Raw genomic sequence first — 22,329 nt, forward strand, 5'->3', positions numbered from 1 at the left:
GGCGGCAGCCTGTACGTCGAGGATCCGGACACGGGCGAAGTGCTGCTCGACCAGACCACGACGGCGTCGGAGGTCGGCGCGAGCGCGTTCGGCGCCGGCGCGCAGGCCAACGGCGCGTTCAGCACCGCGACCGGCGCGGCGGCATCGGCCGATGGCCTGCAGGCCACGGCGATCGGCTACAGCAGCACCGCATCCGGCCTCGCCGCGACCGGCCTGGGCGGATTCTCGGAGGCGACCGGCGACTTCTCCACGGCGCTGGGCTATGGCGCGGAGGCCAGCAATACCCGCACCACGGCCGTGGGCATCTCCTCGACCGCCTCGGGCGTGAATGCCACCGCGGTCGGCAATACCGCGACCGCCAGCGGCAATGCCTCGGCTGCACTGGGCACCAGCGCCAGTGCCAGCGCACTGAACACGACTGCCCTGGGCGGCTCCTCGCGGGCCAGTGCCGACAACGCCACCGCCATCGGCCAGCTGTCCTGGGCGACGGCGGCCGGCGGCACTGCGATCGGCCGCGATGCCTACGTGTACGGCGCGGGTGTCAATGCCACGGCAGTGGGCCTGAATGCCTGGGCCAATGGCGCCAGCAGCGTCGCACTGGGTGCCGGTTCGCGGGCGACCGAGGCCAACGTCGTCTCGGTTGGCAACGGCACCGGCGGCACGCATCCGGCCACGCGCCGGATCGTCAACGTCAGCGACGGCGTCGCCGCCACCGACGCCGCGACGGTCGGCCAGCTGGAACAGGCGACCGAACACACCCGCTACTTCGCGGCCAGCGGCGGTGTCGACAGCGACAGCGCGGCCTACGTGGAAGGCGAGTACGCGACCGCGTCCGGCGAGTCGGCCACTGCCGTGGGCCAAGGCGCGTCGGCCTATGGCAGCGGCGCGTTCGCGCTCGCTCCGCAGACCACCGTGGTCGGTTTCAACGCCTCCGCCAGCGGGCAGTACGCGGTGGCGCTTGGCGCCTCCGCGACCGCCGTTGGCGACGGCGCTGTGGTGGTCGGCCCCGGGGGCGCAGCCTGGGGTTCGGCGGCGGTGGCCGTCGGCTCGGGCAGCGCTGCCAACGGCGTCTTCTCGACGGCCGTCGGCGCATTCGCCAATGCCGCCGCGACGACCAGCTTGGCGATCGGCCGCAATGCGGTGGCGCTGGCGGACTTCTCCTCCGCCCTGGGTTCCGGCGCTTCCGCCACTGCCGAAAACAGCGTCGCGCTGGGCCAGGACTCGCTGGCCGATCGCGAGAACACGGTCTCGGTGGGCAGCGAGGGCAACGAGCGCCAGATCACCAATTTGGCCAACGGCAACGTCGTCGCGGGCAGCACGGATGCGGTGACCGGCGGCCAGATGTACGACGCCCTCGACAGCGCCGCGCAGATCCTCGGTGGCGGTTCGGAAGTGACGGCGTTCGGGACGCTCTCGGCACCGGCTTTCATGATCCAGGGCAGCACCTACTTCAGCGTCGGCGACGCGTTCGGTGCGGTGGACGCCCAGATCAGCAGGTTGGGGAGTCGCATGGATGCACTCGAGACAACCGTAGCCGACGTGGCAGCTCGGCAGAACAGCGGAGGATCTGGTAGTACGGATGGAGTAGAGGTCGATCCGGACGAACCTGCCTCCATTGAAGATGATGTGGCATTCGAGCCCGAGGATGAGGATACGGTGGCCGGTGAGGGTGATTCCGCAAACGGGGGCGTGGGCTCGCCGGGGACCGCTTCTGCTGGCAGACGCATTGCGGAAACGGACGTCGCAGGGAACTCTTCCATGCAGGATGGAAGCGGCAACGGTAGCCGGGGGTCAGGTCGGGTAGATATTGATGTTTCCGGGAATGGTGTGGCACCGGCGCTGGCCCTGGGGGAAGGAGCCAGCGCGGTAGCAGGTGCAACAGCAATAGGTGAGGGTTCGACGGCGACTGCGGAGGGATCGGTCGCCCTGGGTCAGGGTTCTTTGGCGAATCGCGCCAACACCGTGTCGGTCGGCAGCGCAGGCAACGAACGCCAGGTCACCAATGTGGCGGCGGGCACGCAGGCCACCGATGCGGTGAACGTGGCCCAGCTCGAGTCGACCGCCACCCAGGCGGTGAGCACGGCAAATGCCTACACCGACCAGCGCTTCGACGCCTGGAGCGACAGCTTCTCGGCCTACCAGACCGAGCTCGAGCAGCGCTTCACCGACCAGGACCGCCGCATCGATCGCCAGGGCGCGATGGGCGCGGCGATGCTGAACATGGCGACGAGCGCTGCGGGCATCCGCACCCAGAACCGCGTCGGCGTCGGCGTCGGTTTCCAGGGCGGCCAGAGCGCACTGTCGCTGGGCTACCAGCGTGCGATCAGCGATCGCGCCACGTTGACGATCGGCGGCGCGTTCAGCGGCGACGAGAAGTCGGTGGGCGTCGGCGCCGGCTTCGGCTGGTGATGGCTCGGGCGGGAGCGCCGGTGCGCTCCTGCCGGCACGACAACACGGTTCCCTTGGTGCGCACCGCGCGTCCGTCAGCCGCGGGGACGGCTGCAGCTTGAGACGGTACCTGCGACGCGTGCGGAGGATCCGCCCGCGTTGTCCCACGCCAGTTGATCCATTTCGTCGAGAGGGCATCACATGAGCAAGCGCAACATCATTCCCTGCACCCTGGCCGTCGCGGTCATCGCCGCCATCGGCGCGACGGGTGCCACCGCCGCCAAGAAGCCGAAGTTCGCGATGGACACGGCCAGCCTGTCGGCCAGCCTCGGCGACCAGCAGTCGTTCCATCGTTTCGTCGTGCAGTACCGCGACGGTACGCGCGAGAAGGCCGATCGCAGCGCGGGCGTGGCCGCGTTCAGCCGCGCGCTCAACCGCTCGGGCCTGGCCAGGGGGCGCATCGCCAACGCCAGCCACGTGCGCACGCTCGCCAACGGCCAGCAGCTCATCAAGCTCTCGCGCAGTCTCGACCGGGTCGAAGCCGGCGCCCTGCTGCGCCAGATCAAGGCCGACCCGAACGTGGTGTCGGTGCGCCCGGACCGCCTGCGCCAGATCGCGCGCCTGCCGAACGTGCAGCCGGCCTACGTCCCCAACGACCCGCTGTTCCAGGAATACCAGTGGCACATGCGCGCCCCCGACGGCGGCGCGACGTTCGACGGTGGCCCCAACCGCGGCGGCGCGAACGTCTCGGCCGCGTGGGACCTGGCCGACGGCAACGGCGTGACCATCGCCGTGCTCGACACGGGCATCTCCGCGCACCCGGACGTGGACACCACGCTGGCCGACGCGGGCTACGACTTCATCTCCGACGCTTTCGTCTCCGGCCGCGACACCGACGACCGCGTGCCCGGCGGCTGGGATCTCGGTGACTGGACCATCGGCTATCCCGGCGCCGAAACCTGCCAGCAACGCAACAGCTCCTGGCACGGCACCCACGTCGCCGGCACCGCGGGCGCGCAGGCCACCGACAACAGCGTCGGCATGACCGGCGTGGCCTACAACGCCAACATCCTGCCCATCCGCGTGCTCGGCCACTGCGGCGGCTACGACACCGACATCTCCGACGCGATCGTCTGGGCGGCCGGTGGCGAGGTCGAAGGCATGCCGATGAACGAGAACCCGGCGCAGGTGATCAACCTCAGCCTTGGCGGCGCGGGCGAGTGCACCGCGTACGAGGCCGACGCCATCGCCCAGGCCAACGCGCTGGGCGCGGTGGTGGTGGTGGCCGCCGGCAACCAGAACGCGAACACCTCGGGCTATTCGCCCGGCAACTGCCCCGGCGTGATCACGGTGGCCTCCAACGGCGTGACCAGCCGGCGCGCGTTCTACTCCAACTACGGCGATGGCATCGAGATCTCCGCGCCGGGCGGCGGCGTCTACGCCAACGACGGCGGCAGCGGCACCCAGATCTACGACGGCTTCATCTGGCAGGCAGTCAATCCCAGCGACACCGAGCCGATGCCGGCCGACGAGATCGCACCGGACGGCTCCAACGGCGGCTACGGCGGCTCGGCCGGCACCTCGCAGGCCGCGCCGCACGTGGCCGGCGTGGTCGCGCTGATGCAGGGCGCGCGTCTGGATGCGGGCATGCCGCTGCTCACGCCCGCCGAAGTGCTCGACATCCTCCAGGACACCGCAAGCCCGTTCTCCGTCGCGCCCTCGGCCTCGCAACCGATCGGCCCGGGCATCGTCAACGCCGCCGCGGCGGTGGCCAAGGCGATCGAACCGCCGTGCGAGGTGGACTGCGCTCCCGACGCCACGCCAATCGCCAACGGCGTGGCGGTCACCGGCCTGTCGGGCACCGCGGGCAGCGAGACGCTGTACAGCATCACCGTGCCCGAGGGCGCGCGCGGCCCGCTGAGCATCACCACCACCGGTGGCAGCGGCAACGTGAACCTGCTGGTGAGCTTCGAGGCCGAACCCACGGATGCCGATGCGGACTTCCGTTCGACCCGGCCAGGCAACAACGAGACTGTGCGGATCAACTCGCCGCAGGCAGGCACCTACTACATCAAGCTGGTCGGCGCCCGCGCCTACAGCAACGTGCGCCTGCAGGCTCGCCACAACTGATCGCCGACGTGTGTCATTGCAGGAGTACCGGCCCATGCCGGGGCTCCTGCTTTTTTTTGCATGCGCCGCCGCCGGCCCGGTTGGCGACGCGGACCGGCCGCGGATCGTGAATATGCTCTGTCGACCCGCCTGCCGGCGGACGGATCCGGCAGCGCCGGCGGCACAAACTGCTAAAGTCGTGGCCCCCGACGGATGCCGAACGTGAACGCGATCCCCGATCCTCCCGTCAGCGACTCCGTGGCGCAGGACGCGGAGGACCGCATCGTCGCCGCGCTGCTCGAGCGCCAGCAGCTCAAGGAAGTGGATCTGGCGCGCGCGCGCCGCCTGCAGGAAGAAACCGGCGGCGGCATCCTGCCGCTGCTCTCGCGCCTGGGGCTGGTGTCCGAACGCGACCATGCCGAGGCCTGCGCCGGTGCGCTGGACCTGCGACTGCTCGCGGCCCGGGACATGCCCGCCGAGCCTCCCGAAATGCCGTCCGATGCGCCGCCGCTGAGCGCGCGCTTCCTCAGGCAGTTCCACCTGTGTCCGATCGGCGAGCAGGACGGCCGCCTGCAGCTGTGGATGGCCGATCCGCACGACGGCTACGCACTCGAAGCGGTGCGGCTTGCCGCCGGCCGCCCGGTCGAACCCGTGGTCGGACTGCGATCGGAGATCGACGACCTGATCGAGCGCTGGCATGGCCAGGGCCGCAGCGCGATGGGCGCCATCGTCGAGACCGCCGACGGCGAAGGCGGCGCCGACATGGACGACGTCGAGCACCTGCGCGACCTCGCCAGCGAAGCGCCGGTGATCCGCCTGGTCAATCTCGTCATCCAGCGCGCGGTCGAGCTGCGCGCTTCGGACATCCACATCGAGCCGTTCGAGAACCGGCTCAAGGTGCGCTACCGCATCGATGGCGTGCTGGAGGAGGGCGAGAGCCCGCCCAGCAACCTCACCGCCGCGGTCATCAGCCGCATCAAGATCATGGCCAAGCTCAACATCGCCGAGCGCCGCCTGCCGCAGGACGGTCGCATCATGCTGCGCGTGCAGGGCAAGGAGCTGGACCTGCGCGTGAGCACCGTGCCCACCGCGCACGGCGAGAGCGTGGTGATGCGCCTGCTCGACCGCGAGACGGTGGTGTTCGATTTCGGCCGCCTCGGATTCACCGGCGATTTCCTGCCCGCCTTCCAGCGCGTGCTCGAACAGCCGCACGGCATCCTCCTGGTCACCGGCCCGACCGGCTCGGGCAAGACGACGACCCTGTACACGGCGCTGAGCAAGCTCAACACGCCCGACGTCAAGATCATCACCGTCGAGGATCCGGTCGAGTACCAGATCGAGGGCATCAACCAGATCCAGGCGCGGCCGCAGATCGGGCTGGACTTCGCCAACGCCCTGCGCAGCATCGTGCGCCAGGATCCGGACATCATCATGATCGGCGAGATGCGTGACCTCGAAACCGCGCGCATCGCGATCCAGTCCGCGCTCACCGGGCACCTGGTGCTCAGCACCCTGCACACCAACAACGCCGCCGGCGGCATCACCCGCATGCTCGACATGGGCGTGGAGGACTACCTGCTGACCTCGACGGTCAACGGCATCCTCGCCCAGCGCCTGGTGCGGAAGCTGGAGCCCACGCATGCCGAGCGGTACCCGGCATCGCCCGAGGAAATCGAGAAGTTCGGCCTGCGCCGCTTCCAGCCCGAAGGCGAGATCTTCCTGTACCGCGCGTGCGGTTCGGCGATCGCGCCGACCGGCTACCTCGGCCGGACCACGATCGTCGAGTTCCTGGTGATGAACGACGAGCTGCGGCGCGCGGTGATGCGCCACGCCGGCATGGGCGAACTCGAGCAGCTCGCGCGCCAGAACGGCATGCGCACCATGTACGAGGACGGCCTGGCCAAGGCGCTGGCGGGCGTGACCACGATCGAGGAAGTGCTGCGGGTGACGGAGGAGGCATGAGACCTTCGGTCTTCCTCCGGCCGGCCGTGCGGCGATCCCCTTGCGCTGGCGTGGGCGGCTGATGCCCCTGTACCGCTACAAGGCGCTCAACAGCCGCGGCGAGACGCTGGACGGGCAGATGGAGGCCGCCAGCGACAGCGAGGTGGCGCTGCGGCTGCAGGAGCAGGGCCACCTGCCGGTGGAGACACGGCTGGCCAGCGCGGGCGGTGGCGGCGCGTCCTGGCGGTCGCTGCTGCGGCCGAAGCCATTCGCCGGGCAGCGCCTGGTGCAGTTCACCCAGCAGCTGGCCACGCTGCTGGGCGCGGGACAGCCGCTCGACCGCGCCCTGACCATCCTGCTTGAACTGCCGGAGGAGCCGGCCGCCAAGCGCACGATCGTCGAGGTCCGCGACGCGGTGCGCGGCGGCAGCACGCTGTCGGGCGCGCTCGAACGCCAGCACGGCACCTTCTCGCGCCTGTACATCAACATGGTCCGCGCGGGCGAGGCTGGCGGCAGCCTGGAGGAGACGCTGCAGCGCCTGGCCGACTATCTCGAGCGCAGCCGCCTGTTGCGCGGACGCGTGGTCAACGCGCTGATCTATCCGGTGATCCTGCTGGTGATGGTCGGCCTGTCGATGATGTTCCTGCTCGGCTACGTGGTGCCGCAGTTCGCCGCGATGTACGAGAGCCTGGACGCGCCGCTGCCGCTGTTCACGAAGATCGTGCTGGCGCTGGGGCTGTTCGTGCGCGACTGGTGGATCGTGCTGCTGGCGGTGCCGGCACTGGCGCTGTGGTGGCTGGACCGGCGCCTGCGCGATGTCGCGTTCCGCACGCGTTTCGACGGATGGGTGCTGCGGCTGCGGCTGGTCGGGCCGATGATGGCGCGCCTGGAAACCGCGCGGCTGGCGCGGACGCTGGGGACGCTGTTGCGCAACGGGGTGCCGCTGATGGCGGCGCTGGGTATCGGCCGGACCGTGGTGGGGAACCGCGTGCTGGCGGCGGATGTCGAAGTCGCGGCGGAGGAAGTGAAGAACGGCGTTGGCCTGTCGGCGGCGCTGGGGCGGGGCAAGCGTTTTCCGCGGCTGGCGCTGCAGATGGTGCAGGTCGGCGAGGAGTCCGGGGCGCTGGACGCGATGCTGCTCAAGACCGCCGACACCTTCGAGCAGGAAACCGGTCAGGCGCTGGACCGCATGCTGGCCGCGCTGGTGCCGGTGGTGACGATGGTGCTGGCGCTGGTGGTGATGGCGGTGATCCTGGCGGTGCTGGTGCCGGTGTACGACCTGACGAGCGTGATCGGTTAGATGCGCCTTCGTGCGGGTGGATTCGATGAATTGGAGAAATGTGATGGGAAATCGGCGATATCAGGCGCGGCATGGGGTTGAGGGGCGGGCACGCGATGGGTGGGATGGCGCAGATGGTGCGATGTCTTTCGGCGGCGTGCGAGGGCGGGAGGTTGCGCGCGGGCGATTCTCTGGCGTCAGCCGTGGCGACGGCATCATCAACCCGGCTACGGCGCGTGTCCCGCGGCGCGGCGACGGCATCATTGATGGCAAGTCGTCCGGCGGTTCGCAGCGGGACAGCGCCGGGCGCGGGCGATTCATTGGTGTCAGCCGTGGCGACGGCATCATTTTTGGCGAGTCGTTCGGCTTTTCGCAGCGCGGCTTCAGCCTGATCGAGATCATCCTGGTGGTGGTGCTGATCGGCGGCATCGTCGCGTTCGCGGCCACGCGCATCCTCGGCGGCGGCGACCGCGCGCGCGTCAACCTGGCGCGTGCCCAGGTCCAGACCATCGCCGACAAGGTGAGCCAGTTCGAGATGGATACCGGCGCGCTGCCGGCCTCGCTCGACCAGCTGGTGACCCAACCTGGCGGCAGCGTGGGCTGGCTGGGACCGTATGCGAAGGATTCCGAACTCAAGGATCCGTGGAACACGCCGCTCGAGTACCGCGCGCCGGGCGATGGCCAGCCCTACGACATCGTCAGCTATGGCGCCGACCGCAAGCCCGGTGGCGACAGCGTCGACGCGGACATCCGCAACGATTGACGGCCCGGGCGTCGGACGCGGTGAGGAGGCGGCTGCCCCGTGCAGGGCGCCCGACTGCGTCGCAGCGCGGGATGACCCTGCTCGAGATCCTGCTGGTGCTGTCGCTGGTCGCGGCCACCGGCCTGCTGGCCGCCGGCATCCTCACCGGCGGGTTCGACCGCATGGAGCTGCGCTCAAGCGCGCGTGAGCTCGCGGCGCAGCTGCGCTTCGCGCGTACCCGCGCGATCGCCACCGGCACCACGCAGCAGTTCACCATCGATCCGGCGACGCGCGCCTGGCAGGGCGCGGACGGGCACGGCGGCGAGCTGGGCGGATCGCTCGACGTGCAGTTCACAGGCGCGCGCGAGGTGCAGCCGGCCGAAGGCGTTGGCGCGATCGTGTTCTTTTCCGATGGCGCCTCGACCGGCGGCCGCGTGCAGCTGCGCATGCGCGATGCGGCCTGGAACATCGACGTGGCCTGGCTCACGGGCGAAGTGACGCTGCGGCGCGCGGAGCTGCGGCGATGACCGTGCGTGCATCGCATGTGGCGGTGGGGAATCGCTGCGCGGGCGGTCGCGCCGCCCTGGAACGCGCCGGTTCCCGCACCCGCCGCGGCCGCCTGCCGCGCAGCGCGCGTCGCTGCGCGCAGCGCGGCTATTCGCTGCTCGAGATCATCGTCGCCTTCGCCGTGATGGGGCTGGCGCTGAGCCTGCTGCTGGGCACCCTGTCCGGTGGCACGCGCCAGGTGCGATGGGCCGCCGACAGCGGGCGTGCGGTGCTGCATGCGCAGTCGCTGCTCGACCAGGTCGGCGTGGGCGAAGTGCTCGTGCCCGGACGCCGCGACGGCGAGTTCGATGGCGGCCGCTACCAGTGGGTGCTGGATGTCGCGCCTTACGTGGATCCCGAACGCCTGCCCGCACAGCCCGCCGATCCATACGCGCCGCGCCTGCTGCAGCTGCGGCTGCAGGTGACCTGGGGCGAGGGCGGGCCGCGCGAGCGCCTGCAGCTGGACACGCTGCGGCTGGTGCAGCCCGATCCGTCGGGGCTGTCGGGATGAGGGAATCGATGCCCGGTCTGCATGGATTCGCGGCTGGACTGGCGTGGCTGCTGTCGCGCCGCCGCCCCGGCTCTCCGCTACGGGCTGACGGGGAAGCCACGGCCAGTGCGGGGGTTGCCAGCGTGGGCGGGTCTTCTTGTGCGAAGGCCCGCTTCAGCCTGCGCGCCGGCGCCCTCTCGCGCCTTCGGCAGCGGGCTGGTGCGGGAACGAAGCTAGGTTTGCGACGTGCCGATGTCGGTACGGGACGCGGTTGGGATCCCGGGGCTGCCTGTGGGCCATTCACCGATGTCGGCCGTGGCGACGGCGCCACCGGCGTCGCGGGGGGAAGCCGCTCGCGGCGCGGCGACGGCCCCACCGGTGTCGCGATGAAGCGTTGCCGGGGGCGCGGCGGCGGCCCCGTTCCGCTCGCGACGGTGGGCAACTCGCAGCGCGGCTTTACCCTGATCGAGGTCCTGCTGGCGACCACCCTGCTCGCGCTCGGCCTGGCGCTGGCCTTCGCCACCCTGCGCGCGACGACCGCGACGGTGGAGCGGGGCGAGGTGATCGCCGCCCGCAGCGAACGCATGCGCGCGGTCGATGGTTTCCTGCGCCGACGCCTCGCCCAGGCCACGCCCATCGCCTTCGCCATCGACGAGGGCAGCGGCCGCATGATCCGCTTCATCGGCGAGCCCGATCGGATGCGCTTCGTCGCCGACCTGCCCGACTACCTCGGCCGTGGCGGGCCGCACCTGCACGACGTCGCGGTGCTGGACGGCGAGGGCGGGTCGCGGCTGGCCGTCTCGTTCGCGATGGTGGCCAGCGGCGCGATCATCGAGGACCGGCAGGCGCGCCCGCCTGAAACCCTGGTGCCCGACCTGGCGCAGGCGCGCTTCCGCTATCGCGGGTTGGGCGAGGACGGCCTGCTCGGCGAATGGACCGACACCTGGGAGCAGGTCGACATGCTGCCGCTGCAGGTGTCGGTGGAACTGGCCAGCCGCGGCGGCGGGACGTGGCCACCGCTGGTGGTGATGCTGCCGCAGCGCATGGGCGGGATGGTGCCGTGAGAGGTCGCGCCCGCCCTGTCATGCGCGGCGCCGCGCTGATCCTGGTGCTGTGGCTGACCGCGCTGCTGGCGGCATTGATCGGCGCCTTCGCGATGACCGCGCGTACCGAATACCTGCAGGGCCGCACGCTGGGCAGCGGCGTGGTGGCCGCGCAGGCCGCGCGCGCGGGGCTGGAGTACGCGGCCACGCGCGTGTCGGTGCCCGATCCGCGCCTGCAATGGCTGCCCGACGGCCGTCCGTATCGCTGGCAGCTGGGCACTGCCGAGATCGAGGTGCGTATCGTCGACGAGTCCGGCAAGCTCGATCTCAACGCTGCCGAAGCCGCGAGCCTGTCGGCGCTGATGCGCGTGGTCGGCGCCACGCCGCAGCAGGCCGACGCGATTGCCGCGGCGATCGTCGACTGGCGCGACGACGACGACCTCACCCAGGTCCAGGGCGGCGCCGAGGATCCCCAGTACGCCGCCGCGGGGCTGGCCTGGGGCGCCAAGGACGCGCCCTTCGAGACCGTCGCCGAAGTCGAACAGGTGCTGGGCATGACCCCGGCGCTGTTCGCGCGCCTGGTGCCGCACCTGACCATCTTCAGCGGCCTGCCGGTGGCGGACGCGCGCTTCGCCACGCCGCAGGTGCTCGAGTCGATGGGCGTGGACGCCGCCACCGTGCTGGCGGGGCGTGAACGCCCGCCGCAGCCGGGCGATGCCTCGTTCGTGGGCGCCGGCAGCGGCACGTATAGTATCGACAGCCATGCACGGCTCAGGGATGGGCGCGAATCCGTCCTGCGCGCCGTGATCCGGCTGGGGCCCAGTGGCGTGCCCGGATCGGCATTCACCGTCATGAGATGGGAGGAGGGCGCGTCGCCGCGATGATGGCCGTGGTCGAACAATCCGTAGACGCTTCGTCCGGCCTGCGCGGCGGGCTGCGCCGTGTCGACGGCTCGCTGCGCCCGCGCCTGCGCGGCTTCCGCCAGTGGTGGACGCGTTCGCTGGCGGCCTGGCTGCCGGCGCGCGTGCGCGACCTGTTCGGGCTCTCGCCGCAGCGCCTGCTGCTGCAGCCCACCGGCGAAGGCCTGCGGCTGGCGCTGTGGCGCGGCGACGAGGTCCGCACGCTGGCCGACCTGCCCATGCCGGCGGGCGCCGCGGACCAGGGCGATCCGCTCGCACGATTGCTGTCGCCGGCGATGGCGCGGGTCCCGCGCTGGCTGGTGCTGCCCGGCCACGCCGTGCTGCGCCGGCGCCTGACCTTGCCGGCGGCGGCGGGCGACCGGCTGCGCGAAGTGCTCGGTTTCGAGATCGACCGGCAGACCCCCTTCACCGCGGCCGACGTCAGCTACGACGCGCGCGCACTCGGCCGCCGCGGCGGAGACCAGCTCGAGGCCGAACTGGTGGTGGTGCCGCGTGCGACGCTCGCGGCGGCGCTGGCGGCCCTGGGCCCGCTGGCGCCGACCGTGGCCGGGGTGGACGTGGCCGATGCCGGCGCGGCGCCGCTCGGCGTCAACCTCGCCAGCGGCGCCGCGCGCCGGCACCGCGAGGATCCTGCGCGCGGTCGCAACCTGGTGCTGCTGCTGGTCGCGGTGCTCGCGCTGGCGGCGGGCATGTGGCAGATGCTCGCCAACCGCGAGGCGGCGGCGGACTTCTTCGCCCGGCAGGTCGAAGCCGAGGTGGAGCGCGCGCGCGCCGCCTCGCTGGAGCGGCGCCAGCTGGTCGACCTGATCGAGGGCGGCGCCTTCCTGCGCGCCGCGCGGGCGGGCCGCCCGACCATGGTCGAAGTGATGGACGAACTCGCCCGACGCCTGCCCGACGACACCTTCCTGGAAAAGCTCTCGGTCGAGGGCGACCGCATCCTGCTGATCGGCCTCAGCCGCGAAGCCTCGGCCCTGGTCGCCAGGCTGCAGGGTTCGCCGCTGTGGTCGGAGCCGACCTTGGCCGGTGCGCTGCAGCCCGATCCGCGCACGCGCATGGACCGCTTCACCCTGACCGCCACGCTGACCGTGGCCGAGACCCGCCCTGGCGCCGCGGTGCCCCCCGCGGAGGCGCCCGGTGCAGCCGGAGGTCACTAGCCGCGACCGCTGGCTGGCGCTGGCGATCCTGGCCGGCGTGCTCGTGCTCGCCTACCTGCTGCTGGTGCATCCGTGGTGGACGGTGCCGCTGCTAGAGACCAATGCCCGCATCGAGGGCCTGCGCGAGCGCGACCTGCGCGCCCGCACCAGCCTGCAGCAGGCGCCCGAGGTGCGCGAGCGGCTGGACGCCGCGCGCGCGGCCGCCGGCAGCGCACCGGGTTTCATGGCCGAGGGCAACGTGCAGCTGGCGACCTCGGCCCTGGTGCAGCGCCTGGAACAGGCCGTCGCCCAGGCCAGTCCCGGCAACCGCAGCTGCGCGATCAGCAACCGCCAGCCGATGAACGATCCGCGCGAGCAGCGCTTCCCTCGCGCCACCGTGCAGGTGCGCCTGACCTGCGGCAACGCCGAGCTCGCCACCGTGCTGCATTCGCTTGAAAGCGGCTCGCCGCGGCTGTTCGTCGACAACCTCAACATCCTCGCCCAGCGTTACCAGTTCAGCGGCAACCAGGGCAGCGGCGGCGGCGTCGACGCGAGTTTCGATCTGTACGGCTACCTGCAGCCGGGTCCAGCGACGGTGGCCGCCGATGCGCGCTGAGGATGTCGGCGCGCGCACCTGGCTGCTGGCCGGCCTGGCCGGATGGGCGGTGTGCGTGTGGGTGCTGGCGATGTTCGGCATGGGCGGCAGCATCGACCGGCTCGACGACGATCCCTCGTTGCGCCAGGCGCTGCCCGAACCGGCCGCGCCCGGCCAGGAACGCCTGGGGCCGCTCACGCAGTACGGCGATATCGCCGCGCGGCCGTTGTTCACCGACAACCGGCGGCCGCAGCCGTTCGTGATCGATCCGATGGGCGAGGCCGAGGGCGCCACCAACGATTTCGACTATGTGCTCAGCAGCGTGCTGCGCACGCCCACCCTGCAGATGGTGATCCTGCAGCCGGCCGGCGGTGGCGAGCCGGTGCGGGTGAAGCTGGGCGACGCGCCGGGATCCGCACCGGGCTGGGTGCTGCAGTCGGTCGCGGCCCGCGGCGCGGTGTTCGCCGGCCCCGACGGCGAACGCAGCCTGGAGCTGCGCGTGTTCGACGGCACCGGCGGCCAGGCGCCGACGCCGATGGCCACGCCTGCTGCTGCGTCCGCTGCCGGCGCACCGGCCCCGGCCGCGACGGCCGATGCGGACATGGCGGCGACGCCTCGCGCCACGGGCGGAGCGCAGGCGCCGGGCAAGAACGATGAGGCGGATGCCGGCGCCGCGGCCCAGGCCGACGCCGTTTCCACCGCGGCCCAGCAGCAGGCGGCGCAGGAACAGGTGGAGATGATTCGCCGCCGTATCGAGGAACGCCGCGCCCGGCTGCGCCAGGAAGACCGGGCGCGTGCTGGCCAGCCCGCCAACGAGAACCAATAGACTGCGCCGATGACTTCACGATCCCTGTGCCAATCCGCCGTCGCGGCGTTCCTGTCCATGGTGCTGGCCGGCTGCGCCTCGATGCCGCCGCCCACGCTCTCGCGCGGCCAGCCGCGCCCGCCCGCGGCGGCCGGCCCCGGCCAGGCCGGCATCCAGACCGAGCCGCTGCAGGACGAGGACGAAGGCCCGCGCGCGCAGATCCGCCGCGGCAACGGCCAGGTGATCAACCAGGGCGTGGCCGCCGTCCCGCCGCCCAACCTCGGCGGCAGCAGCGGCGAGGCCTCGTTCAACTTCGAGGGCGAGCCGCTGCACGCGGTGGTCAAGGCCATCCTCGGCGACATGCTGGGCCAGAACTACACCATCGCCCCGGGCGTGCAGGGCACGGTGACGCTGGCCACCCCGCGCACGGTCAGCCCGGCACAGGCCTACGTGCTGCTCGAGCGCGCGCTCGCCGACAACAACGCGCGCATGGTCTACAGCGGCGGCATGTACCAGATCGTGCCGGCCGACGCGGCGCTGCCGTCGGGCACGGTGGCCCCGCGCACCGGCGGCGCCGCGGCCGCGCGCGGCTTCGAGGTGCGGGTGGTGCCGCTGCGCTACATCTCCGCCACCGAGATGGAAAAGGTGCTCGAACCCTACGCGCGCCCCAACGCCATCGTCGCGGCCGACAACGGCCGCAACACCATCACCGTGTCCGGCTCGCGGGTGGAGCTGGAGAACTACCTGCGCACGATCGAGATCTTCGACGTGGACTGGCTGTCGGGCATGTCGGTGGGCGTGTTCCCGCTGCAGAGCGGCAAGGCCACGCGCGTGGTGGCCGACCTGGAGAAGGTGTTCGGCGAACAGAGCAAGTCGCCGGTCGCCGGCATGTTCCGCTTCATGCCGCTGGAAGGCGCGAACGCGGTGCTGGTGATCACGCCGCAGCCCGACTACCTCGACGACATCGGCGACTGGCTCGAACGCATCGACAGCGCCGGTGCGGGTGCCCGGCTGTATTCCTACGAACTCAAGTACATCCGCGCGCGAGACCTGGCCCAGCGCCTGGCCGAGGTGTTCGGCGGCAGCAGTGGCGGCTCGGGTGGCGGCGACGGCGGCGCCTCGCTGATGCCGGGACTGTCGCCGGCGACGATCGGCAGCGGCACTGGCGGCGATGGCGCCAAGCTCGACGGCAGCGATTCGATGTCCTCGGATTCGGGCATGGACGGCTCCGGGTCCGGTGGCCTGGGAGGAGGTGGCAGTTCCCTCTCGCTCAGCCAGGACCGCGGTGGTGCCAGCGGCGTGACCCTGGAGGTCGAGGGCGATCGCGTTGGCGTGTCGGCACTGGACGAGACCAACGCGTTGCTGGTGCGGACCACGCCGGCGGCTTGGAAGTCGATCCGCGACGTGATCGAACGGCTCGACGTGATGCCGCTGCAGGTGCATATCGAGGCGCAGGTGGCGCAGGTGACGCTATCCGGCGACCTCGAATACGGCGTGCAGTGGTTCATCGAGCGCGCCATGACCGACAACGGCCTGCCCGCGTTCCCGTCGCCGGCGGATGGCGGCCCCAGCAGCTGGAGCACGCTGGCTGGCAGCATCGGTGGCGTGGCCGGTAATGGTCTCGCCTGGACCCTGGCCAAGAACGATGCGGCCGCGATCATCCGCGCGCTCGACAGCGTGTCCGACGTGCGGCTGCTGCAGACGCCGTCGGTGTTCGTGCGCAACAACGCCGAGGCCGAGTTCAACGTCGGCGACCGGATCCCGGTCTCGACCGTGTCGGTCAACCCGATCCTCGGCAGCGACAACAGCCTCACCTCGGTGCAGTACCTGGAAACCGGTACCATCCTCAAGGTGCGTCCACGCGTCACCCAGGACGGCACCGTGTTCCTGGATATCGTGCAGGAGATCAGCGCGCCAGCCGGCCAGCCGGACAACAACGGCAATTACCGGATCACCACGCGCAGGCTCAAGACCGAGGCGGCTGCGCAGGACGGCGACACCGTCATGCTGGCGGGCCTGATCACCGACGGCGTCGAGCGCGGTGCCGGCGGCATTCCCGGGTTGAGCCGCATCCCGGTGCTCGGCGCGCTGTTCGGCACCCAGCGCTCCAATACATCGCGCAGCGAGACCATCGTGCTGATCACCGCGCGCATCGTCCGCAACAACGCCGAGGCCCGCGGCCTGACCGACGAATACAGCCGCCGCTTCCGCGCGATGGAGCCGCTGCACCGGACGCCGCAGGACTGACCGGCCGTGGACGCGTGTGGGGACGCGCATGGCTGAGGTTCCGGTGGTGCTGTTGCCGGTCGGCGCCGACGACGACGCGCTCGATGCCTGCCTGGCCGCGCTCGATGCCGGCACGCCCGCCGGCACGCGCGTCTGGCTGGCGGACGACGCGCAGGCCGGGCCGCGGGGTCTGGCGATCATCGAACGCTGGCTGGCGCACACGCCGCTGCAGGCCGACTACACTCGCCGCGACCGCCGCGTGGGCGAGGTCGCGCACATCGACCAGATGCTCGCCGCCTGCGGCGATGCCGACGCGATCGTACTCGCGCCCGATGCCGTGCCGGCGCCGGGCTGGGCCGTGCAGCTGTCGGCCTGCTTCGCGCGCGACGCTTCCATCGCCAGCGCCACGCCCTGGTGCAACGCCGGCGAAGTCGCGGCCTGGCCGCGGATCGGCGAGATCACGCCGGCGCCGGCCGATCCCGGCCGGATCGCGCGCGCCTGCGCGGCGATGCCGCCGCTGCATCCGGAGCTGCCGGCCGCGGTTGCGCATGCGGTACTGCTGCGCGGAACCGCGCGGCGCAAGGCCGGCGGGTTGGACGCGGCCAGCTACGGGTCCTGGTACGCCGCGCTGATCGACCTGTGCCTGCGCCTGTCCGGCCTGGGCTGGCGCAACGTGCTGTGCGAAACCGCCTTCGTCGCGCGCGGCGGCGAGGGCGGCGCGGCCGAAGGCGACATGGACGCGCTGGGCGCGCGCTGGCCGGCTTGGCATGCGCGGCTGGCGCACTTCCTGATGGAGGACCCGCTGCACGCGGCGCGCGAGCAGCTGGGCCAGCGCCACGCCGAGGCCGGCGGTCCGCAGCTGCAGCAGGAACTGTTCCCGGCGCCGCCCGGCGATGACGACGCGGCCGATTCCGCAACCGAAGATCCGCGGAGGCCGCACTGATGTCGGCCGACTCCGGCATCGCCGCCGTCGTGGTCAGCTACCAGAGCGAGGCCACCATCGACGAATGCCTGACGCGGCTGCGCGCGGCGGACGGGGTGCGCCAGATCCGGATCGTGGACAACGGTTCGACCGACGCCACGCTGGCCCTGGTCCAGCGCCACGCTTCGCTCGATCCGCGGCTGCATTTCATCGGCAACCCGGACAATCCCGGCTTCTCGGTCGCCTGCAACCAGGGCGCGCGCGACAGCGACGCGCCCTGGCTTGCCTTCGTCAATCCCGATTGCCTGCTCGAGAGCGACGCGCTGTCGCGACTGCTCGGTCATGCCGTCGCGATGGGCGGCGACTGCCTGCTCGGCGCGGACCTGGTGGACGAGCACGACCGGCGCGATGCCGCCGCGCGGCGCCGCGATCCTGCGTTCGTGGCCATGCTGCAGGACCGGTCCGCGCGCGAACTGGGCGTGGCCGCGGATGACGCCATCGCGCTGCAGCCGGTCGATGCGGTGTCCGGTGCGCTGATGCTGATGCCGCGCGCGCTGTTCGAGCGCATCGGCGGCTTCGATGAAGGCTACCGGCTGCACGCCGAGGACCTGGACCTGTGCCGCCGCGCGCGCCAGGCCGGCGCGCGCATCGCCGTGGCCAATGCGGTGCGCGTGCTGCACCTGCGCGGCGTGTCCAGCCGTTCGCGGCCGCTGTTCGTCGAATGGCACAAACATCGCGGCCTGTGGCGCTATTTCCGCAAGTTCGAATCCGGCCAGGTCGCCTGGACGACGCGGATGACGGTGTGGGCGGCGATCTGGCTGCGCTTTCCGCTGGCGGCGGCGCGGCAATGGATGGCGGGCTGACCCGGGCCACGCCACGGCCGGACCCGGCGCGGCGGTTGGTGCACCCGCTCAGCGGACGCGGTTGATGGCGTCGCGCAGGCGGCGTGCCGCGGCGGCGGCCGCGTCCGCGTAGCCTGCGCCGGACGAGGCGTAGAGGATCCCGCGCGAGGAGTTGACCATCAGGCCGGTGCCGTCGGCGCTGGCGCCGTGGCGCACCACGGCCTCCACGTCGCCACCCTGCGCGCCCACGCCCGGGATCAGCAGCGGCATGTCGCCGACGATGCCGCGGATCACCTTCAGCTCCTCCGGGAAGGTCGCGCCGACCACGAGCGCGCAGTTGCCGGACGCGTTCCACTCCTGCGCGATGGTGCGCGCGATGTGCTGGTACAGCGGTCGCCCGTCGACCTCGAGTTCCTGGAAGTCGCGCGCGCCGGGGTTGGAGGTGTGGCAGAGGAAGATGCAGCCGCGGTCGTCGCGGCGCAGGAACGGTTCGGCCGAATCGCGGCCCATGTACGGATTGAGCGTGACGGCGTCGGCGCCGTAGCGGTCGAAGGCCTCCACCGCGTACTGCTCGGCGGTGCTGCCGATGTCGCCCCGCTTGGCGTCGAGGATCACCGGCACGTCGGGATGCGCGCCGTCGATGTGCGCGACCAGCCGCTGCAGCGCCGCCTCGCCGCCGTTGTGCGCGGCGAAGTAGGCGATCTGCGGCTTGAACGCGCAGGCGAACTCCGCCGTCGCGTCGACGATGTCGCGGCAGAAGTCGAACAGCGCGTCCGGATCGTCCACCAGCGCCTCGGGGAATCGCGCCGGGTCCGGATCGAGCCCGACGCAGAGCAGGCTGTCGGCATCGCGCCAGCGTCGGCGGAGCTTGTCGACGAAGTTCATGCGGGTCTCCCGGAGGGTTCGGTCAGCACGATCGGTCCGGCAGCGGTCACCACCACCGTGTGCTCGAACTGCGCGCCGTGGCCGCGCCGGCAGGTCAGCGACCAGCCGTCCGCCGCCTCGTCGGCTGCGCTGCAGTGGGTGGAAAGGAAGGGTTCGATCGTGATCACCAGACCTTCGTGGAGCCGGCGCGCATCGCCCGCGACGTAATGCCCGGGAATGTGGCCCGGTTCCTCGTGCAGGGCGCGGCCGACGCCGTGGCTGCCGAGGTTGCGGATCACGCGGAAACCGCGGCGCGAGGCCACGGCCTCGATGGTGCGGCCGATGCCGTTCAGGCGTCCGCCCGGCCGCAGCTGGGCGATGGCCGCGTCGCGCGCCTCGCGGGTGGCGTCGAGCAGGCGCTGTTGCGCGGGCGTGGCCTGGCCGACGACGAAGCGGGCGCCGGTATCGGCGAAGAAGCCGTCGAGTTCCGCCGACACGTCGATGTTGACCAGGTCGCCGTCGCGCAGCCGAGTGTCGTCCGGGATGCCGTGCGCCACCACGCGGTCGACGCTGATGCAGGTGGCGCCGGGAAAGCCGTAGGTCAGTTGCGGGGCGGAGCGCGCGCCGGCGCTGCACAGCAGCCCGGCGCCGAAGGCGTCCAGCTCACGCGTCGGCGTCCCGGCCACGGCGGCCTCGCGCATCGACGCCAGCACCGATGCCACCAGCGCGCCCGCGCGGCGCAGGCCGTCAAGTTCGCTCTGGTGCTCGATGGTCATGGACGGCCCTCGCCGGATGGATGCTGGTGCCGGAAACGCGGCGCCTGCCCGGTCGCGGGCAGGCGCGGCCGTCTTACTTGAGCGCCTTGAAGCGCAGGCGCTTGGGACCGGCGTCGTCGCCCATGCGCCGGCGCTTGTCCTCTTCGTACTCGCGGTAGTTGCCCTGGAAGAACTCCACGTGGCTGTCGCCCTCGAAGGCGAGGATGTGGGTGGCGATGCGGTCGAGGAACCAGCGGTCGTGCGAGATCACGAAGGCGTTGCCGGGGAACTCCAGCAGGGCGTCTTCGAGTGCGCGCAGGGTCTCGATGTCCAGGTCGTTGGACGGTTCGTCGAGCAGCAGCACGTTGCCGCCCTGCAGCAGGGTCTTGGCCATGTGCAGGCGGCCGCGTTCACCGCCCGACAGCGCACCCACGCGCTTCTGCTGGTCTTGGCCCTTGAAGTTGAAACGGCCGATGTAGGCGCGCGACTGGATCTCGACGCCGTTGATGTTGAGGATGTCGAGGCCGCCGGACACTTCCTCGAACACGGTCTTGTCGCCTTCCAGCGCGTCGCGGCTCTGGTCGACGTAGGCCAGCTGCACGGTCGGGCCCATCTCGATGGTGCCGGAGTCGGGCTTTTCCTGTCCGGTGATCATCTTGAACAGGGTCGACTTGCCGGCGCCGTTGGGACCGATGATGCCCACGATCGCGCCGCCGGGGACCATGAAGCTGAGGTCGTCGATCAGCAGCCGGTCGCCGAACTTCTTCGAAACGTTCTTGAACTCGACGACCTTGTTGCCCAGGCGCTCGCCCGGCGGGATGAAGATCTCGTTGGTCTCGTTGCGCTTCTGGTAATCGACCGACTGCAACTCGTCCAGCCGCGCCAGGCGCGCCTTGCCCTTGGAGCGGCCGCCCTTGGCGTTCTGCCGCGCCCATTCCAGTTCCTTCTGGATCGCCTTCTGGCGCGCCTTCTCCTGGTTGTCCTCCTGCTTGAGGCGCTCTTCCTTCTGCTGCAGCCACTCGGTGTAGTTGCCCTTCCACGGGATGCCGCGGCCGCGGTCGAGTTCGAGGATCCACTCGGCGGCGTTGTCGAGGAAGTAGCGGTCATGGGTCACCGCGACCACGGTGCCGGTGTAGCGGGCGAGGAACTGTTCCAACCACTCGACCGATTCGGCGTCGAGGTGGTTGGTCGGTTCGTCGAGCAGCAGCATGTCCGGCTTCTGCAGCAGCAGCCGGCACAGCGCCACGCGGCGCTTCTCGCCGCCGGACAGCTTGCCGACCACCGCGTCCCACGGCGGCAGGCGCAGCGCGTCGGCGGCGACTTCCAGCTGGTTCTCCAGGGTGTGCGCGTCGCCGGCGGCGAGGATCGCCTCCAGACGCTCCTGTTCCTTGGCCAGCGCGTCGAAATCGGCGCCTTCCTCTGCATAGGCGGCGTACACCGCTTCCAGCGCGGCCTGGGCCTGCAGCACCTCGCCCACGCCTTCCTCGACCGATTCGCGCACGGTCTTCTCCGGATCCAGCTGCGGCTCCTGCTCCAGGTAGCCGACCTTGATGCCGGCCTGCGGACGCGCCTCGCCCTCGAAATCGGTGTCGACCCCGGCCATGATCCTGAGCACGGTCGACTTGCCGGCGCCATTGAGGCCGAGCAGGCCGATCTTCGCGCCCGGGAAGAACGACAGCGAGATGTCCTTGATGATCTGCCGCTTGGGCGGCACGACCTTGGACACGCGGTTCATGGTGTAGATGTACTGCGACGACATGGCGGCTCCGGGTTGCACGCGGCCGAGACCCGCACCTTGGGCACGGACCGGCGGGATCGAACGGGATCGGGAGATTATAGCGTCAGCGGGCCTGCGGGGCCGGCTGAGCAGCCGTTAAACGCGCGTGACGACCGCCGCCCGGGAGGCCGCCACGGGGAGCGCCTGTTCAGGCGCCCCAACCGATATTCACTCCACGCCGACCGGCATGCGGACGGCCCGGGATCGTGGAGAGACACATGAACCGTAGACTCAAGTGGGGCACCGCCCTGATGCTGGCGCTGGCGACCGCCGCCGCCCCCGCCATTGCCATGGCCGACAACGACCGGCGCGGAGGCTACAGCCACCGCGACCACGACCGCCGTGGCCACGATCGCCACGAGCGCCGCTGGGACAACCGCGACCATCGGCAGGCGCGCCGCGAGTATCGCCAGGACCGGCGGGACCATCGCTACGACCGTCGCCACGACCGCCGTGACTACCGCGATGCCCACCGCTACTCGTACTCGCGCACCCACCGCGCGCCGGTGCGGGTGGTCCATCATCGCCCCGTGGTCCGCCACTACCACCCGGGCCCGCGCCACGGTCCGCCGCGCTGGGCGCGCGGTGGCTACGTACACCACTACCAGCGTCCGATCTACGTGGTGAACGACTACTACGGGCGCGGCCTGCGTCATCCGCCGCGCGGCCACCACTGGGTGCGCGACGACCGCGGCGACATGCTGCTGGTCGCCATCGCCACCGGGCTGATCGTGGACATGATCCTGCGCTGACACACGGCCCGGGCCTGTTGAAGAACGCGCCTTCCGGAAGGGGGCGCGTTTTCTTGTGCCCGCCACGCCGGGATTGGCTGGCGCGGTCAGATGTGCAGCGGCAGGCCGTGCGGGCGCTGCGGGGCTGCCGTCGCGAACCCTGCGCGACCGCAATTCCGCCCGACACAGGCATCCGCCTGCGGCCGCCAGGGCCGGGGCGA

19 protein-coding genes are annotated in these 22,329 nt (G+C 71.4%); 16 read left to right on the top strand and 3 right to left on the bottom strand.

The window, feature by feature from the left end; all coding sequences use genetic code 11:
- From Q0863_RS17240 to Q0863_RS17310, 15 genes are all read left to right on the top strand, one after another.
- Nucleotides 1-2,409, top strand: a 2,409-nt coding sequence (locus Q0863_RS17240) for a YadA-like family protein (RefSeq protein WP_298581359.1), incomplete at its 5' end; no start/stop codon positions are given.
- 180 nt (nt 2,410-2,589) lie between these two features.
- Nucleotides 2,590-4,518 carry a S8 family serine peptidase gene (locus Q0863_RS17245; RefSeq protein WP_298581361.1) on the top strand — a complete coding sequence of 643 codons (1,929 nt, stop codon included), beginning with the start codon at nt 2,590-2,592 and terminating at the stop codon, nt 4,516-4,518.
- A 192-nt stretch (nt 4,519-4,710) separates the two neighbouring features.
- On the top strand, nt 4,711-6,459 hold the full coding sequence (gspE, locus tag Q0863_RS17250) for a type II secretion system ATPase GspE (protein ID WP_298581362.1): 1,749 nt from the start codon (nt 4,711-4,713) through the stop codon (nt 6,457-6,459).
- Between the two features lie 61 nt (nt 6,460-6,520).
- Nucleotides 6,521-7,738: a type II secretion system F family protein gene (locus Q0863_RS17255; RefSeq protein ID WP_298581364.1), complete on the top strand. Its 1,218-nt coding sequence runs from the start codon at nt 6,521-6,523 to the stop codon at nt 7,736-7,738.
- Between the two features lie 322 nt (nt 7,739-8,060).
- Nucleotides 8,061-8,480 (top strand): type II secretion system major pseudopilin GspG, encoded by a 420-nt coding sequence (gene gspG, locus Q0863_RS17260; RefSeq protein ID WP_298581440.1) that lies wholly within the window; start codon nt 8,061-8,063, stop codon nt 8,478-8,480.
- Nucleotides 8,481-8,551: 71 nt separating this feature from the next.
- Nucleotides 8,552-8,986, top strand: coding sequence for a GspH/FimT family pseudopilin (locus Q0863_RS17265; protein ID WP_298581366.1), 435 nt, complete (start codon nt 8,552-8,554; stop codon nt 8,984-8,986).
- Nucleotides 8,987-9,078: 92 nt separating this feature from the next.
- On the top strand, nt 9,079-9,516 hold the full coding sequence (locus Q0863_RS17270; RefSeq protein ID WP_298581441.1) for a prepilin-type N-terminal cleavage/methylation domain-containing protein: 438 nt from the start codon (nt 9,079-9,081) through the stop codon (nt 9,514-9,516).
- Between the two features lie 365 nt (nt 9,517-9,881).
- The gene (locus Q0863_RS17275) at nt 9,882-10,559 is read left to right on the top strand and encodes a prepilin-type N-terminal cleavage/methylation domain-containing protein (protein WP_298581369.1); all 678 of its coding nucleotides are present in this window, start codon (nt 9,882-9,884) and stop codon (nt 10,557-10,559) included.
- Between the two features lie 20 nt (nt 10,560-10,579).
- Nucleotides 10,580-11,422 carry a type II secretion system protein GspK gene (locus tag Q0863_RS17280; RefSeq protein WP_298581442.1) on the top strand — a complete coding sequence of 281 codons (843 nt, stop codon included), beginning with the start codon at nt 10,580-10,582 and terminating at the stop codon, nt 11,420-11,422.
- A 5-nt stretch (nt 11,423-11,427) separates the two neighbouring features.
- The gene (locus tag Q0863_RS17285) at nt 11,428-12,612 is read left to right on the top strand and encodes a PilN domain-containing protein (protein WP_298581371.1); all 1,185 of its coding nucleotides are present in this window, start codon (nt 11,428-11,430) and stop codon (nt 12,610-12,612) included.
- Nucleotides 12,593-13,207 (top strand): type II secretion system protein GspM, encoded by a 615-nt coding sequence (gene gspM, locus Q0863_RS17290; protein WP_298581373.1) that lies wholly within the window; start codon nt 12,593-12,595, stop codon nt 13,205-13,207. Before Q0863_RS17285 ends, gspM begins: the two co-directional genes overlap by 20 nt.
- Nucleotides 13,197-14,012, top strand: a complete 816-nt coding sequence (locus tag Q0863_RS17295) for a hypothetical protein (RefSeq protein WP_298581375.1) — start codon at nt 13,197-13,199, stop codon at nt 14,010-14,012. The genes gspM and Q0863_RS17295 overlap by 11 nt, the downstream gene beginning before the upstream one ends.
- A gap of 9 nt (nt 14,013-14,021) precedes the next feature.
- On the top strand, nt 14,022-16,238 hold the full coding sequence (gene gspD / locus Q0863_RS17300; RefSeq protein WP_298581377.1) for a type II secretion system secretin GspD: 2,217 nt from the start codon (nt 14,022-14,024) through the stop codon (nt 16,236-16,238).
- A 28-nt stretch (nt 16,239-16,266) separates the two neighbouring features.
- Nucleotides 16,267-17,160: a glycosyltransferase gene (locus tag Q0863_RS17305; RefSeq protein WP_298581379.1), complete on the top strand. Its 894-nt coding sequence runs from the start codon at nt 16,267-16,269 to the stop codon at nt 17,158-17,160.
- Entirely contained in the window at nt 17,160-18,002 is an 843-nt protein-coding gene (locus tag Q0863_RS17310) for a glycosyltransferase family 2 protein (RefSeq protein ID WP_298581381.1), read from the top strand. Before Q0863_RS17305 ends, Q0863_RS17310 begins: the two co-directional genes overlap by 1 nt.
- A gap of 48 nt (nt 18,003-18,050) precedes the next feature.
- Here Q0863_RS17310 and pyrF read toward each other — a convergent pair whose 3' ends face one another.
- From pyrF to ettA, 3 genes are all read right to left on the bottom strand, one after another.
- Nucleotides 18,051-18,866, bottom strand: a complete 816-nt coding sequence (pyrF, locus tag Q0863_RS17315) for an orotidine-5'-phosphate decarboxylase (RefSeq protein ID WP_298581383.1) — start codon at nt 18,864-18,866, stop codon at nt 18,051-18,053.
- Nucleotides 18,863-19,621 carry a type I methionyl aminopeptidase gene (gene map / locus Q0863_RS17320; protein WP_298581385.1) on the bottom strand — a complete coding sequence of 253 codons (759 nt, stop codon included), beginning with the start codon at nt 19,619-19,621 and terminating at the stop codon, nt 18,863-18,865. Before map ends, pyrF begins: the two co-directional genes overlap by 4 nt.
- Nucleotides 19,622-19,694: 73 nt before the next feature.
- Entirely contained in the window at nt 19,695-21,359 is a 1,665-nt protein-coding gene (ettA, locus tag Q0863_RS17325; protein ID WP_298581387.1) for an energy-dependent translational throttle protein EttA, read from the bottom strand.
- Between the two features lie 236 nt (nt 21,360-21,595).
- Here ettA and Q0863_RS17330 point away from each other — a divergent pair, with 236 nt between their 5' ends.
- Nucleotides 21,596-22,129 carry an RcnB family protein gene (locus Q0863_RS17330; protein WP_298581388.1) on the top strand — a complete coding sequence of 178 codons (534 nt, stop codon included), beginning with the start codon at nt 21,596-21,598 and terminating at the stop codon, nt 22,127-22,129.
- Nucleotides 22,130-22,329 lie beyond the last annotated feature (200 nt).

This window comes from uncultured Luteimonas sp., from assembly GCF_947492465.1.
Classification (GTDB): domain Bacteria; phylum Pseudomonadota; class Gammaproteobacteria; order Xanthomonadales; family Xanthomonadaceae; genus Luteimonas.